Here is a 13,588-nt window from a genome sequence, read left to right on the forward strand (position 1 = left end):
GAGACGGTCAGAAGGGCACGGCGTGCGTGCGCGCCGTGGCTGTCCCCGGTCGCCGGGCGCGCGACGTGATCCCGCGGGCGTCCAGCAAGGGCCGCACCCCTTCTGCGAACCAGTAGGCCTCCTCGAGGTGCGGGTAGCCGGAGAGCACCAGCTCGTCGAAGCCGGCCTGGTGATACTCCTCGATCAGGTCGGCGACCTCGTCGTGGCTGCCGACGAGCGCGGTCCCTGCGCCACCGCGGACGAGCCCGACACCAGCCCAGAGCCCCGGGTGGATCTCCAGGTCTCGTGCGCGCCCGGTCGCGGCAAGGGAACCGCCGGCGTGCAGGGCGACCATCCTCTGCTGGCCCACCGAACCCGAGGAGCCGAGGAGCCGCTGTGCCTCGACGATCTGCTCGGGGCCGAGGTCGTCGAGGAAGCGTTGCGCGGTCTCCCACGCATCCGCGGACCGGTCCCGCGTGATGACGTGCAGCCGCACACCGAACCGGAGGGAGCGCCCCCTCGCCGCTGCCAGGTCGCGTACCCGTTCGATCTTCTCGCGCGCGGCAGCGGGCGGTTCCCCCCAGGTGAGGTAGACGTCGGCCTGGGCGGCCGCGACCGGCAGAGCGGCATCCGACGATCCGCCGAAGTAGATCTCGGGCTGCGGCTCGGGCGGTGCAGAGACGCGCGCGTCGGCGATCCGGTAGTGGTCGCCCTCGTAGGAGAACGGCGACGCCTCCCAGGTACCCCGGACGACGTCGAGGAACTCCCGTGTGCGGCCGTAGCGCTCGTCGTGGTCGAGCCAGTCGCCGAAACGCCGCATCTCGTTCTCGTCACCTCCTGTGACCACGTTGAGCAGCAGTCGTCCCCCGGACATCCGCTGGAACGTAGCGGCCATCTGCGCGGCGAGCGTGGGGGAGACGAGCCCGGGACGGAGCGCGACCAGGAACTTCAACCGCTGCGTGCTGCGGGCGAGCGCCGCCGTCACCAACCAGGCGTCCTCGCACCACGTTCCGGTCGGGGTGAGCACACCCTCGTACCCGAGCCGGTCGGCGGCGAGCGCCACCTGCTCGAGGTAGTCGAGCGTCGGTGGCCGAAAGGCGCTCGCCCGGCCGGGCTCTTCCTTGGCGTGCGAACCGTCGACGATCCCACGGCCGTCTCCCGACGTCGGGAGGAACCAGTGCACGGCGAGCGGACGACGCGCAGCCTGGCCCGGCGACGGCGCCCGGCCGCCCGGTCGGACGCTCATCCTTCGAGCAGAGAGGTCATCGACTCTCCTCCAGTCCCGCGAGTGCCCGCCGTCCCGGGATGGCGGCGATCAGCTCCCGCGTGTACGTCTCCTGCGGATCGAGCAAGATCGCGTCCGTCCGCCCCTGCTCGACGACGCGCCCCGCCTGCATCACGCCGACGTGGTCCGAGATCTGCCGGACGACCGCGAGGTCGTGCGAGATGAAGAGATAGGTGAGGCCGTGCTCGGCCTGCAGCCGGACGAGGAGCTCCAGGATCTGGGCCTGGACCGAGACGTCGAGGGCGGAGACGGGCTCGTCGAGCACGACGAGCGCGGGGTGGAGCGCGATCGCCCGGGCGATCGCGACCCGCTGGCGCTGTCCGCCGGACAGCTCGCGCGCACCTCTGCGCAGCACCTCGGCAGGCAGCGCCACGTCGTCGACGAGCGAGCGCGCGCGGTCCGCCCGTTCCGACGCGGAGCCGACCTGATAAGCACGCAACGGCTCGGTGATGATCTGCTCGACGGTGAAGCGGGGGTCGAGCGAGGCGTACGGGCTCTGGTAGACCACCTGGAACCCTCTCCGCAGACGTCGCAGCTCACGACCCCGGACGTCGGTGATGTCCGTACCCTCGAAGTCGATCCGCCCCGCCGTGGGACGCTCCAACCGCAGCGCGAGCCGAGCGGTCGTGCTCTTTCCCGACCCGGACTCGCCCACCAGCGCGTACGTCTCACCCCGGCGCACCGTGAAGCTCACGTCGTCGACGGCGACGAGGCTCCGCCGTGCGGCTCCGCGTGGCAGCGGGAACTCCTTGCGCAGCCCGCGCACCGCGAGGACGCTGCCGTCGGGCCGTCCCACCGGCCGCGAGGACTCGGCGACCGAACCTCCGACGACGAGTCTCGCGCTCGAGAGACTCGGCGCGGCAGCGATGAGCTGCCGTGTGTACGGGTGCTGCGGATCACGCAGCACCTGCTCCGCCGGCCCCTCCTCGACGACCACTCCACGTTCGAGGACGACGAGACGATCGGCACGGTCGGCCGCGACGCCGAGATCGTGCGTGATGAGGAGGACGGCGGTGCCGAGCTCACGCACCAGCCCGTCGAGGTGGTCGAGGATCCGTCGCTGCACGGTGACGTCGAGCGCGCTCGTCGGCTCGTCCGCGACGAGGAGGCGCGGCCGTGCCGCGATGGCGATCGCGATGAGCACACGCTGGCGCATACCGCCGGAGAGCTGGGAAGGATACTGCCGCGCGCGCGCCTCGGGGTCGTCGATTCCAGCCTGTCGAAGCAGCTCCACGGCCCGTCGCCGCGCCTCCTTGCGACGGGCGACGCCGTGGATCACGAGGACCTCGGCCACCTGGTCGCCGACCCGTGCGACGGGGTTCAGCGAGACCGTCGGGTCCTGCGGGACGAGTCCGATCTCTCGGCCCCGGACCTGCTCCCACTCCTTGTCGGTCAGGTCGCCCAGGTCACGTCCCGCGAGTCGGATCGTCCCGGCCGTGACGCTCCCCCCGCGCGACAGGAGGTGCAGGGCGGCATGGGCAAGGGTGCTCTTGCCGGATCCGGACTCGCCGACGAGCGCGACGATCTCGCCGCGCGCGACCGTCAGGTCCACGCCCCGCACCGCGCGATAGGTCCCGCCGCCCCGGGTGCGGTAACCGACCTCGAGGCCCTCGATCTCCAGCAGAGGTTCACTCACGACTCGTCTCCTGTCTGCTCCAGCGCACGGGCTATCCGGTTCGCGGACAGCACGACGGCGACGATCACGAGCCCGGGAAGCGTCGTCAGCCACCAGGCGGTCGCGAGGTAGTCCCGCCCGCCGGAGACCAGCGAGCCCCATTCGGGCGCAGGTGGTGGCGTCCCGTACCCGAGGAAGCTCAGCGCCGAGATCGCGAGGACGGCGGTGCCGAACTCGAGCGCGGTCAGCGCGACGACCGGTCCGCTCGAGTTGGGCAGGACGTGGCGGCGGAGCACCGTGTACCAGCGCACGCCCGACGCGTGGGCCGCCTCGACGTACACCGACGTCGACGTGCGGAGCACCTCAGCCCGCATCACGCGGGCAAAGGTCGCGACGCTGGCGACGCCGACGGCGACGGCGACCTTGACGGTCCCGAAGCCCAGCGCAGTGATGATGGCCAGCGACAGGAGCAGGCTCGGGATCGCGAGCAGGACGTCGACGACACGACTGATCACGTCGTCGACCCAGCCGCGCAGGAACCCCGCCAGCAGCCCCAGCAGTGAACCCCCGAGGAGCCCGACGGCGACCGCGACGACCGTCGCCCGCAACGAGACGGAGGCGCCGTGCACGACGCGGGCGTACACGTCGCGTCCCAGGTGGTCGGTGCCGAACAGATGCGCTGCCGAGGGTGGCTGCAACCTGTCGGCCGGGACGCCGATGATCGGGTCGTGCGCCGTGAAGATCTGCGGCACCAGCGCCCAGGCGACGACCAGCAGGACGACGAGCCCCGAGAGGACGAGGCCCGGCCTGCGGGCCAGGTACCGCACGGAGCGCAGCGCACCACGGCCACCTCGAGAGCCCCGTACCTCGCCACCGTGGATGATCGCCCGCGCGTCGGCGCGGTCGGCGATCTCGATCTCCTCCGGCGAACGTACCTGCGGTGCATCGAGCACCTGGTCGACATCGCGTGTGGCTGTCATCGGTCGTCCTTCCGTGGGGTCGCGGCGCTCATGCCGTCACCGCCGTCCGTCGCACGTCGATCCGAGGGTCCAGCAGCGGGTAGACGAGATCGACGACGAGCGTCACGACCACGAAGACCAAGGCTGAGAACACCACGATCGCCTGGACCACGGGGATGTCCTGCGTGTTGACCGACATGACGGTCAGGCGTCCGAGGCCCACACGGGAGAAGACGGTCTCGGTCACGACCGCGCCCGCCAGCAGGCCGCCGACGAGGACCCCGAGCACGGTGAGCGCGGGTATCGCGGCGTTGCGCAACGCGTGCGCGAAGTGCACGCGGGCACGGCTGGCACCCTTGGCCCGTGCCGTCTCGACGTACGGCTCGGTGAGCGTCCCGCGCAGGCTGCGGGCGAGAACCTGCGCGATCCCCGCCGTCGCGGGGATCGCCAGGGTGATGGCAGGCAGCACGAGGCTGATCGCGCCCTCGTTCCCGATGGCAGGGAAGACCGGGATCTGGAACGAGAACCACTGCAGGAGCAGCAGACCTACCCAGAACGTCGGCAGGGCGACGCCGAGCGGTGGGAGCGACGACAGGAGCTGGCGGACCCAGCGGGCACGGGGGAAGGTGCTGGCCAACGCAAGGCCGGTCCCGGCGAGCACGGCGAGCACGAGCGCTGCACCGGTGAGCTTGAGCGTCTCCGGCAAAGCCTGGAGCACGAGTGCCCCGGCCGAGGCGCCGGACGAGTACGAGGTCCCGAAGTCGAGCCTGACGGCGTGCCACAGGGCGTCGGCGTACTGCACGAGCACCGGTCGGTCGAGCCCGTACTGCGCACGGAGGTCGGCGAGGAGGGCGGGGTCGACCGCGTCGGTCTCTCCGCCTCCGCTCGCCATGAGCGCCGCAGGGTCGCTCGGCAGCAGGTACAGGATGAAGAACGAGATCGTGAACGCCGCCCAGAGGACGAAGATGCCTTGTCCGGCTCGGCGCAGGACGTAGCGACCCATGGCCGTTGCTCCTTTCGTCGTCAGGTGCGTGCCTGCTCGTCCGGCCGCCGGTTCGTGCGAGGGCGGCCGGACGAGCACCTGCCGGTCAGTCCTGGTCGACCCAGGCGTCGTAGAAGTCGAGCCTCGACGAGGCCTCGAAGGCCAGTCCGTGGACGGTGTCGGCGGCGGCGATCGTCGTCGACAGCTCGTACACGGGGATCGCGTGGCCCTGCTGGACGAGGAGACGGGACGCCTCCGTCACGAGCTCCTGACGCTCGGCGGCGTCCGTGGACGCGGCGGAACGGTCCAACAGGTCGTCCACCGCTTCGGCGTCGCGCTGATTGACGTTGCGGGCGTTCGCCGAGAAGATCGTCCGCAGGACGTCCGCGTCCGCCCGGGTGAGGTTGTAGTAGTCGAAGTCGAAGTCACCGCTCTCCTTGATCGCCTGCGACTCCGCGACCGTCACGTGCTGGAGCTGGAGATCGATGCCGATCTGGGCGAGCTGCTGCTGCACCAGCTCGAGCGGCTCGGGGACCTGCCAGAAGGTCACGGTCGTGGAGAGCTTCTCGCCGTCCTTCTCCCGCACACCGTCCGCGCCCTCGACCCAGCCGGCGTCGTCGAGGATCTGCCGCGCACCCTCGGGGTCGTACTCCAGCTCGTCCGCGATGTCCTCGTAGAGCGGCGTCGAGTGCGACAGCACTCCGGTCGCGGGCTCGTCCTGCTCGCTGAGGACCGTGTCGGCGATCTGCTGACGGTCGATGCCCTTGGAGATCGCCCGACGGACCGCCTCGTCGCCCGCGAGCGGGCTCGACTCGTTGGGGAAGAGGTTGAAGACGACGCCGGGGTTGGCCCGGTAGGACAACCAGAAGCCGTTGCCGTCGAACTGCGGGAGGTCCACCGTCGAGAGCGCCGCCGTCGCGTCGATCTGACCCGACTGCAGACTCCCGCTGCGCACGCTCGCCTCCGGGATCACCTTGAGCGTGACGGTGTCGAGATAGGCCTCACCGGTGTTGTCGTTCGCGGCAGAGCCCCACGCGTACCCGGGAACCTTCTCGAGCACGATCTCCTGGTCGAGCGTGTAGGACTGCACGGCGAACGGCCCGGACCCGACGAACTCGCCGGCGCACCGCTGCTCGGGGGTGAGCTCCGCCGAGTCCGGCGAGAGCAGACCGAGCGAGAAGGTCGAGGTGGCCTGGAGGAACTGCGCGCTCGGCTCGGCGAAGTCGACGGTCACCGTCCTCTCGTCCACGACCGTCGTGCCGTCGTACCCGACGAGGTACTGCGAGCCGAGCGACGCGGTCGCGCCGAGCGCGACGATCGCGTCGAAGTTCGTCTTCACCGACTCCGCGTCGATCGGGGTCCCGTCGGCGTAGGTCGCGTCGTCGCGCAGGGTGAAGGTGTAGCTCGACGCGTCCTCGTCGACCTCCCAGGACTCCGCGAGCCAGGGCAGGATCTCGCCGGTCTCGGGATCCTGCGCCGTCAAGGAGGCGACCGTCTGACGCGCGGCGGCGATGGCGTCGTTGTTGCCCACCTGCTGCGGGTCGATGCAGTGCGAGTCGACCGTGATCGCGAACGTGAGGTCGCCACCGGCGACCGGCTCCTCCGTGGCCGTGGTGGTCGCTGCGGACTCCGGCTCGGTCGTGCCGGCGCCCCCGCAGCCGGTGAGCAGGAGCCCGGTGACCGCGACGGTCGCTGCCGCGGTCAGGGACCGCCGACCGGTGCTGCCGTGCGAGCGGAGAGATGTGGGGTTCATGGTGCTGCTGTCTCCTCGTGTACCGGCGCAGCCGGCAGGTCGTTCGGCGCGCAGGGTGGCGGCCGTGCTTACCCCGCAGCGGGAGCTGCGGGGTCAGGTCCCTCCCGGAGCACCCCGTCACGTCGAAGGGTTGCTGGTCAGCGAGCCGGGCCTTGGTGCTGACACTCGTCACCTGCGCACAGGCAAGCCTTCTGGACTGTTTGAGTCAAGAAGTGGGACCGGGATCTCGCATGCTGGAACGGGAGTACGGGAGAACCTCAGACCGACGCCGGTGCGAGTCCCCTGGCCCGGCGGTCGTCGGCAGGGCCCCAGAGGTCGGTCTTCACCTCCGCCCGGACGGCCGGGACGACCTCCTCCGCGAACCGACGGAGCATCTCGTCCTGCTGACTCGGCGGGAGGAGGTGATTGACCGACACGGACTGCAGGTCGTGCCCGTAGCTTGCGTGGTAGTCGAGGATCTTCTCGACGACCCGCTCCGGCGACCCCACGAGTGCCGGACCTCGCTCCACAGACTCCTCGAGCGTCCGGAAGCTGGGCGCCTTGCCGACCGTGTCCGGACCGTATCCGCGCCGCGCAGCAGCAGCCACCTGGCCCTCGTAGATCGGCCGGTACTGCTCGATCGCCTGCTCCGTCGAGTCGGCGAGGAACAGCCCGCCCGACCCGGATCCGACGAACGCGTACGCCGGGTCGTGCCCGCGCTCGGTGTACTGCTCGCGGTACCGGTCGATGAGGACCTGGTAGTTCTCCCGCGGCTGCAGCGCGTTGGCGCTGACGATCGGGTCGCCGTACCGCGCCGCGAGATCGACGGCGAACTGCGACGTCGCCGAACCGTGCCAGATCCGGAACGGCCCGTCGAACGGGCGGGGGAGCGTGGTGGCGTTCTCGAGAGCGTGCCGGTGGCGGCCCGTCCAGGTCACGTCCTCCTCGGACAGCAGGAGACGCAAGAGCTCGTAGTTCTCCTGGAGGTACTCGTACTGCTTGTCGATGTCGAGCCCGAGCAGGGGGTACTGCAATACCTCGTTCCCCTTGCCGATGACGATCTCGAGACGCCCCCGGCTCAGCTGGTCGACGGTCGCGAGGTCCTCGGCGACCCGGATCGGGTCGAGCAGGGACAGCACGGTGACCCCGGTGCTCAGCAGGATCCGGGAGGTTCGGACCGCGATCGCCCCGAGGATCACCGTCGGAGCGGAGGAGAGCACCTCCCCGGCGTGACGCTCCCCCACCGCGAACGAATCGAAACCCAGCTCTTCGGCGAGGACCGCCGTCTCGACGACACGGTTCAACCTGTCCGCAGGCGGCACCGCTTCGCCGGTCACCGGGTGGGGAGGGTTGAAGACGATGTCGAGGACCTGAAAACGCACGTGTGACTCTCCTGATGTCGAAGGAGTACCGAAGGTGGCGAGGTGGAAGGGAGGCCCCTCGCCGAGGTCAGGCTGCCGCGTCGGCCTCCGCCTCCGCGTCGCGCCGTGCGACTCCCTCTCGAACCAGCGGGATGACGTACCGCCCGAAGTCGATCGCGTCGTCGAGCAGGTCGTAACCGCGCGCGGAGATGACGCGCACACCCAGGTCGTAGTACGCGAGGAGTGCCTCGGCGACCTGCTCGGGCGTGCCCACCAACGCGTTCGAGTTGCCCGCCCCCCCGGTCGCCTTCGCGGTCGCGGTCCAGAGCGCCGAGTCAAAGCGGTCACCCTGCGCCGCGATCTCGAGCAACCGCTGCGATCCGGCGTTCTCCGGCGCGGCGATCGGGTGCCGCCGGCTCAGGGCTCCACCGGCTGCAGCCTTGCGGGCCTCGATGCGGTCGAGCACGCGGTGCGCCTTCTCCCACGCGAGCTCCTCGGTCGGTGCGATGATCGGCCTGAACGCGGCATGGATGCGGGGCGGCGTCGCGCGCCCGGCACGGTCCGCCTCCCGGTGCACGCGTGCGATCTGCTCGGCGGTCCGCTCGAGCGGTTCACCCCAGACGGCGTAGATGTCGGCCTCGGCCGCACCGACCCGGAACGCGGCGTCGGACGACCCGCCGAACGAGATGGTCGGCGTACGACCGTCGAACGGCTTCGTGTCGAGCACGAAGTCGTCGAAGTCGTAGTACTGCCCGTGGTGGTCGAACGGTTCCGCGCTCGCCCATGCCTGCTTGACGACACGGATGTACTCGTGGGTGCGCGCGTACCGCTCGTCCTTGGGGAGCGTGTCGCCCTCACGCTGCTGCTCGTGGTCGTTGCCACCGGTGATGAAGTGCACCGACAGTCGCCCGCCCGAGAGCTGGTCGAGGGTCGCGAAGGTCTTCGCGGCGTACGTCGGGTACGAGACGTTGGGCCTGTGCGCGAGGAGCAGCTCGATCGACTGCAGGCGCGACGCGGTGTAGGCCGCGAGCGCCGCCGGCTCCGGGCCCGACGACCCGTAGGCGAACAGCACACGCGTCCACCCGTTGTCCTCGTGCGCGCGGACGATCCGCTCGAGGTACGCGGGGTCGAAGAGTGCGGTGGTGCGCTCGGCGCTCTCCGAGGCGTCGTTGGTCGTCGCGATTCCGAGAAACTCGACGGGCATGGTGTCTCCTTCGTGCAGGGCTCTGGTCATGAGCGGGTGGTGGGTGGTGCGGTGACGCACGCGGCGACGCGTCGCTGTGGTCCGGTCAGAGGTCGATGCCGAACGCGAGCAGTCGGACGTCGCCGTCCACGACGCGTGTCTCACGCTCGGGCAGACGCCGGAAGCCCAGCCGGGCGTACAGCCGGTGGGCGCCGGTCATCTGCGGTCCGGAGTTCATGACGACACGCCGGTAGCGGCGCTCACGCGCCAGGGCGAGCACATGGCGGGTGAGAAGCTCGCCGACCCCTCCCCCGCGCGCCGAGGGAGCGACGCCGAGCAACCGGAAGTCGAGCTCTCCGGCACGTGCGAGCGGGCTCAGCGGTGCACCTCCAGCACGCGGCGTGACGACGGTGCCGAGCAGCCGCTGCGTGGGCGCCTCGTGCTGCGAGCCCGGGGCCTGCGCCTCTGCTGCGACCCAGACCTCGTGCTCCGCGGCGCGCGGCGCCACCTCACGAAGGCTCGCGAGATACGCCGCGGAGATCGTGTAGTCGTGGGTGTAGGCGTCCACCAGCAGCGCGCCGACGTCGGCGTGCTCGCTGGGTCGTGCCAGCCGGACGGTCGTCCGCGAAACGTCGCGGGGTGCAGGACCACGCTCGCCCACGTGCCCGACGTGGCTCCGCGTCCCGGGGAGGAGGCTCACCGGTCCTCCGCCGCGTCGTCGGGCGGCGCGACCGGTGCGGCGGCAGGCAGGCCCGAATCCCTCCAGGCGGGGAATCCGCCGTCGACATGCGTCACGTCCGTGTATCCGCGCTCCGCGAGGGCTGCCGCGACCGGCCCGGAACCCCGCTCGGAGCCGCACACGACGACGATCGGGGTGTCGAGCGCGACGGCCGGTGCGACCGCCGGCCCGAACAACGCGTCGAGGTCTGCCCGGTCGACGAGGGTGGCACCGGGGATCTCCCCGTGCGCGGCGCGACCACCGGCGGACCGGACGTCGACGAGGAGCGCACCGCCGGCGACACGTTCGCCGGCGTCTCGGGGAGCCTGCAGCACGGGCTGGGTGCCACCCTGGCCGGGGCGGATGGAATCGGTCATGGTCGTCTCTTCTCGTGGTCGGGTGTCAGAGGGCAGCCGTGGTCAAGGATCGGTCCCGCACGTCGGTGCCCGGGTGCAGCTCTGGTGCTCCCCAGTGCTCCGCGAGGAGCTCGAAGGAGCGGAGGGCGTCCGCGGGGTCGTGCGTCTCGGTGGTGATGAGCAGCTCGTCGGCGCCCGTCACCCGCTGGAGCGTCTCGAGCCGGGAGACGACGGACGCCGGGTCACCGACGATCCGGGTGTCCACGCGGTCCGCGACGAGCTCGCGCTCCTGCTCGGGCCGCTCCTCCCACCGCGCCGAGACACCGGGCTCCGGGTACGCGATCGCCCCGTCGGCGCCACGGCGGATGGACAGGACCCAGTCCGCGAACGGCGACGCGAGCGAGCGGGCGCGGTCGAGGGTGTCGGCCACGAGCACGTCGGCGGAGACGACGACGTAGGGCCGCCGCAGCGCACCGGGACGGAACGCCGCCCGGTAGGCGGCGATCGTGTCCAGCGTCGTGGCAGGGCTGACGTGGAAGTTCGCGGCCAGGGGCAGACCGAGCTCACCGGCGACGCGTGCGCTCTCCCCACCGCTCGACGCCAGCACCCACACCTCGAGGTCGGCGCCCTCCACCGGCGGGCTCGTGTACGCGGTCCCCCGGTCGGCGTAGGTCCCGGCCTGCAGTCCGAGGATCAGCTCCAGCTCCTCCCGGAACGCCGACGGCGTCCGCGCCGCACCGACGATGCGCTTCTGCGCGAGCATCCGCTCGCGCAGCACCGAGTCGTTCCGGTCGCTCGGCGGGGAGGCCGGGACGTAGAGGCCGTCGACGACGCGGGCGCCCGCGGGCGTCCGCGCAGGCGGAGGCGGTGGCGGGGCGTCCCGGTGCCCGGTCTCGCGCGCACCGTCGCCGGGCGCGGGCGGCGCGAACGCACGTCCGATCCCGAGGTCCACCCGGCCGGGGTGCAGAGCCGCGATCGTGCCGAACTGCTCGGCAGCCACGAGCGGGCTCGTCGTGCTGAGCAGCACGGCACCGCTGCCGACCCGGAGACGTTCGGTGCGCGCAGCCACCGCCGCGGCGAGCACGGCCGGCGATGCCGACGCCACGCCCGGGGACAGGTGGTGCTCCGCGAACCAGATGCGCGCGTACCCCAGCTCGTCGAGGCGACGCGCGAGATCTACCGCGTCGCGGATGGCCGCGGCGCCGGTCGACCCGGCGCTCACCGTCGCGAGCTCGAGCACGGACAGGGGGACGCGGGCCGTCGCGCTCTCGCCCGGGGGAAAGGCCTCGCTGATGCTCATGGTGAACCCTTCTGCTGCACTACTTCGACGGGAGCCCGAGCGCCTCGAGCGCCGAGCGGAGATGGGCACGGCCCTTGAGGGAGCCGGGGACGCGCAGACGGTCGATCACTCGCTCACGCCATCCACCCGGCAGACCCTCGGACCGGTAGAACGGCTCGATCAGCTGTTCGTAGGTCGCGACGTGCGCGTCCTGCGAATCGAGGTCGTAGCGCTCGCGGTGCAGGACGGCCTCCTGGGGCAGCCGAGGCTTGACGCGCTCACCGCCCGCAGGGTCCGCGTGCCCGACGACGAGACCGACCACCGCGACGACCCCGGGCGGCAGGCCGAGCTCGGCGGCGATCTGCTGCGGGTGGTTGCGCACCGCCCCGATGTAGACCGTGCCGAGCCCGAGGGACTCGGCGGCGACGAGCGCGTTCTGTGCGGCGAGCGCCGCGTCGATCACGGCGACGAGCGTCGACTCCAGGAACTCGCTGCCTTCCAGGTGCACGTCCGCGGCCGACCCGATCGCCCGTGCCCGGGCGAGGTCGGCGACCCAGACGAGCAGCAGCGGAGCCGTGCGGATGTGCTCCTGGCCGCCGGCGAGCGCCGCGATCCGGTCCCGGCGTCCCGCGTCCTCGACGGCGACCACGCTCCAGAGCTGCAGGTTCGACGAGCTGGGCGCCGACTGCGCCGCCGCGACGAGCGTCGGCACGATGCTCGGCTCGAGCGCGTCAGGCAGATAGCTGCGCACGGTGCGGTGCCGGAGCTGGACGTCCAGGACGTCGTTGTGCGCGGCGACGTCGAGGTTCTGGGCGGAGCCGTACCGTTCGGCGAGACGGCGCCGCGAGCGCTCGCGGCCGACCGATGCGGTCGAGGGAGTCGAGGTGAGGGTCATGGGGTCGCTCTCGGGGTCGTCGGGGTCGGGGACGTGGCCGCGGGTGGTGGTCGTGTTCCGGCGGACCGGGCCAGCGCCGCGCGGGCGAGCTCGAACCGGGCGGGGGCGGGTCGTGCGTCGGGCTCGGTCAGGTCTGCCAGCACCCGCCCCACGGCAGGGGCGAACTTGAAGCCGTGGCCGGAGAACCCTGCCGCCACCACGAGAGGGCCCCGCCGGTCGAGCACGAAGTCGTGGTCGGGGGTGGTCGTGTAGGTACACGTCACGGCGTCGTACCGGTCCGGGTCCACACCCGGGATCCAGGTCCGGGCGTAGTCGCGCAGGAGACCGAGCTGGACGGCGTCCGCGGTGTACGAGCGCCGGTCCGGGTCGATCACGGGCCCGACGCCGTGGAAGCCCACCTTGATGCCTTCGCCAGGTGTGGCCAGTCCGTAGGTGCCGCTCGGCCAGTGCGAGTCCGGCCCCGGGTCGTGCACGAAGCTCGGCCAGGAGTCCTCGGCAGACGCACCGGGAGCGGTCGCGAAGTGCACCGGCTGCTCCTGGGTGACGACGACCGGCAGGTCGTCCTCGATACCCGCCCCTCGCAACAGCCCTGCACTCCAGGCGCCGACCGCGAGGACGACGCGCGCCGCACGCAGGACTCCGACGTCGGTCACGACCCTGACGCCGTCGCCCGAGGGCTCGAGGTGTCGTACCGGCGTCTCGTGACGCAGGTCCGCACCGTAGGCCTTGGCCGCCTGCTGCAGGGCAGCCACGGACCGGTCGGCGTGCAGCCGACCGGCCGTGGCGACCTCGTGCAGGACACGGCCCTCGAACCTCAGTCCGGGCCACCGCTCCGCGGCCGCATCGGGCGACAACCACGCGTGCTCGATGCCACGCGCGGAGAACGCTTCCGCGACGGGGCGCAGGTCACGCACCCCGTGGCTCACGCCGCCCGTGGGATCGAGCAACGATCCGCCTGTCTCGCCCTCCAGCTCACGCCAGAGGCGCAACGCCTCCTCGGCGAGGTCGAGGTACTCGACCTGACCATAGGTGGTCCGGTAGATCCGGGAGGCACCGTGCGACGCGCCGTGCGTGTGCCCCGGCCCGAACCGCTCGAGCAGGACCACGTCGTGGCCCCGGCGAGCGAGCTGCCAGGCGGCCGCCGAACCCATGACGCCCCCACCGACGACGACGTGACTCACCGTCTCGGTCATCGCGTCTCCTCGGTCGGTGGGTGCAGTGCGGGTGTGGGCCGGTGCTGCGAC

Annotated in this window: 12 protein-coding genes and 1 riboswitch; all 12 genes read right to left on the reverse strand. The window is 71.7% G+C overall.

Annotated elements, in window-relative coordinates; all coding sequences use genetic code 11:
* Positions 1-7: 7 nt before the first annotated feature.
* The 12 genes from OHL10_RS11540 to OHL10_RS11595 all read right to left on the reverse strand — a co-directional run bounded on the left by OHL10_RS11540 (position 8) and on the right by OHL10_RS11595 (position 13,537).
* Positions 8-1,225 carry an LLM class flavin-dependent oxidoreductase gene (locus OHL10_RS11540; RefSeq protein ID WP_265522366.1) on the reverse strand — a complete coding sequence of 406 codons (1,218 nt, stop codon included), beginning with the start codon at positions 1,223-1,225 and terminating at the stop codon, positions 8-10.
* Between the two features lie 16 nt (positions 1,226-1,241).
* Entirely contained in the window at positions 1,242-2,900 is a 1,659-nt protein-coding gene (locus OHL10_RS11545) for a dipeptide ABC transporter ATP-binding protein (protein ID WP_265522367.1), read from the reverse strand.
* Positions 2,897-3,859, reverse strand: a complete 963-nt coding sequence (locus OHL10_RS11550) for an ABC transporter permease (protein ID WP_265522368.1) — start codon at positions 3,857-3,859, stop codon at positions 2,897-2,899. Before OHL10_RS11550 ends, OHL10_RS11545 begins: the two co-directional genes overlap by 4 nt.
* 28 nt (positions 3,860-3,887) lie before the next feature.
* On the reverse strand, positions 3,888-4,841 hold the full coding sequence (locus OHL10_RS11555) for an ABC transporter permease (RefSeq protein WP_265522369.1): 954 nt from the start codon (positions 4,839-4,841) through the stop codon (positions 3,888-3,890).
* An 85-nt stretch (positions 4,842-4,926) separates the two neighbouring features.
* Positions 4,927-6,573 carry an ABC transporter substrate-binding protein gene (locus tag OHL10_RS11560; protein WP_265522370.1) on the reverse strand — a complete coding sequence of 549 codons (1,647 nt, stop codon included), beginning with the start codon at positions 6,571-6,573 and terminating at the stop codon, positions 4,927-4,929.
* A 59-nt stretch (positions 6,574-6,632) separates the two neighbouring features.
* A riboswitch (SAM riboswitch) is annotated at positions 6,633-6,746 on the reverse strand.
* 84 nt (positions 6,747-6,830) lie between these two features.
* Positions 6,831-7,934 carry an LLM class flavin-dependent oxidoreductase gene (locus tag OHL10_RS11565; RefSeq protein WP_265522371.1) on the reverse strand — a complete coding sequence of 368 codons (1,104 nt, stop codon included), beginning with the start codon at positions 7,932-7,934 and terminating at the stop codon, positions 6,831-6,833.
* A gap of 67 nt (positions 7,935-8,001) precedes the next feature.
* Positions 8,002-9,117: an LLM class flavin-dependent oxidoreductase gene (locus OHL10_RS11570; protein WP_265522372.1), complete on the reverse strand. Its 1,116-nt coding sequence runs from the start codon at positions 9,115-9,117 to the stop codon at positions 8,002-8,004.
* An 85-nt stretch (positions 9,118-9,202) separates the two neighbouring features.
* Positions 9,203-9,796, reverse strand: coding sequence for a GNAT family N-acetyltransferase (locus tag OHL10_RS11575; RefSeq protein WP_265522373.1), 594 nt, complete (start codon positions 9,794-9,796; stop codon positions 9,203-9,205).
* Entirely contained in the window at positions 9,793-10,191 is a 399-nt protein-coding gene (locus OHL10_RS11580) for a rhodanese-like domain-containing protein (protein ID WP_265522374.1), read from the reverse strand. The genes OHL10_RS11575 and OHL10_RS11580 overlap by 4 nt, the downstream gene beginning before the upstream one ends.
* Before the next feature lie 25 nt (positions 10,192-10,216).
* On the reverse strand, positions 10,217-11,470 hold the full coding sequence (locus OHL10_RS11585; protein WP_265522375.1) for an LLM class flavin-dependent oxidoreductase: 1,254 nt from the start codon (positions 11,468-11,470) through the stop codon (positions 10,217-10,219).
* Positions 11,471-11,489: 19 nt separating this feature from the next.
* On the reverse strand, positions 11,490-12,344 hold the full coding sequence (locus tag OHL10_RS11590) for a nitroreductase family protein (protein ID WP_265522376.1): 855 nt from the start codon (positions 12,342-12,344) through the stop codon (positions 11,490-11,492).
* Complete coding sequence (locus tag OHL10_RS11595) at positions 12,341-13,537, reverse strand: FAD-dependent oxidoreductase (RefSeq protein ID WP_265522377.1); 1,197 nt, start codon at positions 13,535-13,537, stop codon at positions 12,341-12,343. Before OHL10_RS11595 ends, OHL10_RS11590 begins: the two co-directional genes overlap by 4 nt.
* Positions 13,538-13,588: the final 51 nt, after the last annotated feature.

Origin of the sequence: Oerskovia flava (genome assembly GCF_026163685.1) — a bacterium.
Lineage (GTDB): Bacteria > Actinomycetota > Actinomycetes > Actinomycetales > Cellulomonadaceae > Oerskovia_A > Oerskovia_A flava.

What these genes read in the sequence shown, in the direction of transcription:
- OHL10_RS11540 (WP_265522366.1), bottom strand. Translation starts at nt 1,225, where the DNA reads ATGAGCGTCCGACCGGGCGGCCGGGCGCCGTCGCCGGGCCAGGCTGCG.
- OHL10_RS11550 (WP_265522368.1), bottom strand. Translation starts at nt 3,859, where the DNA reads ATGACAGCCACACGCGATGTCGACCAGGTGCTCGATGCACCGCAGGTA.
- OHL10_RS11555 (WP_265522369.1), bottom strand. Translation starts at nt 4,841, where the DNA reads ATGGGTCGCTACGTCCTGCGCCGAGCCGGACAAGGCATCTTCGTCCTC.
- OHL10_RS11560 (WP_265522370.1), bottom strand. Translation starts at nt 6,573, where the DNA reads ATGAACCCCACATCTCTCCGCTCGCACGGCAGCACCGGTCGGCGGTCC.
- OHL10_RS11570 (WP_265522372.1), bottom strand. Translation starts at nt 9,117, where the DNA reads ATGCCCGTCGAGTTTCTCGGAATCGCGACGACCAACGACGCCTCGGAG.
- OHL10_RS11580 (WP_265522374.1), bottom strand. Translation starts at nt 10,191, where the DNA reads ATGACCGATTCCATCCGCCCCGGCCAGGGTGGCACCCAGCCCGTGCTG.
- OHL10_RS11585 (WP_265522375.1), bottom strand. Translation starts at nt 11,470, where the DNA reads ATGAGCATCAGCGAGGCCTTTCCCCCGGGCGAGAGCGCGACGGCCCGC.
- OHL10_RS11590 (WP_265522376.1), bottom strand. Translation starts at nt 12,344, where the DNA reads ATGACCCTCACCTCGACTCCCTCGACCGCATCGGTCGGCCGCGAGCGC.
- OHL10_RS11595 (WP_265522377.1), bottom strand. Translation starts at nt 13,537, where the DNA reads ATGACCGAGACGGTGAGTCACGTCGTCGTCGGTGGGGGCGTCATGGGT.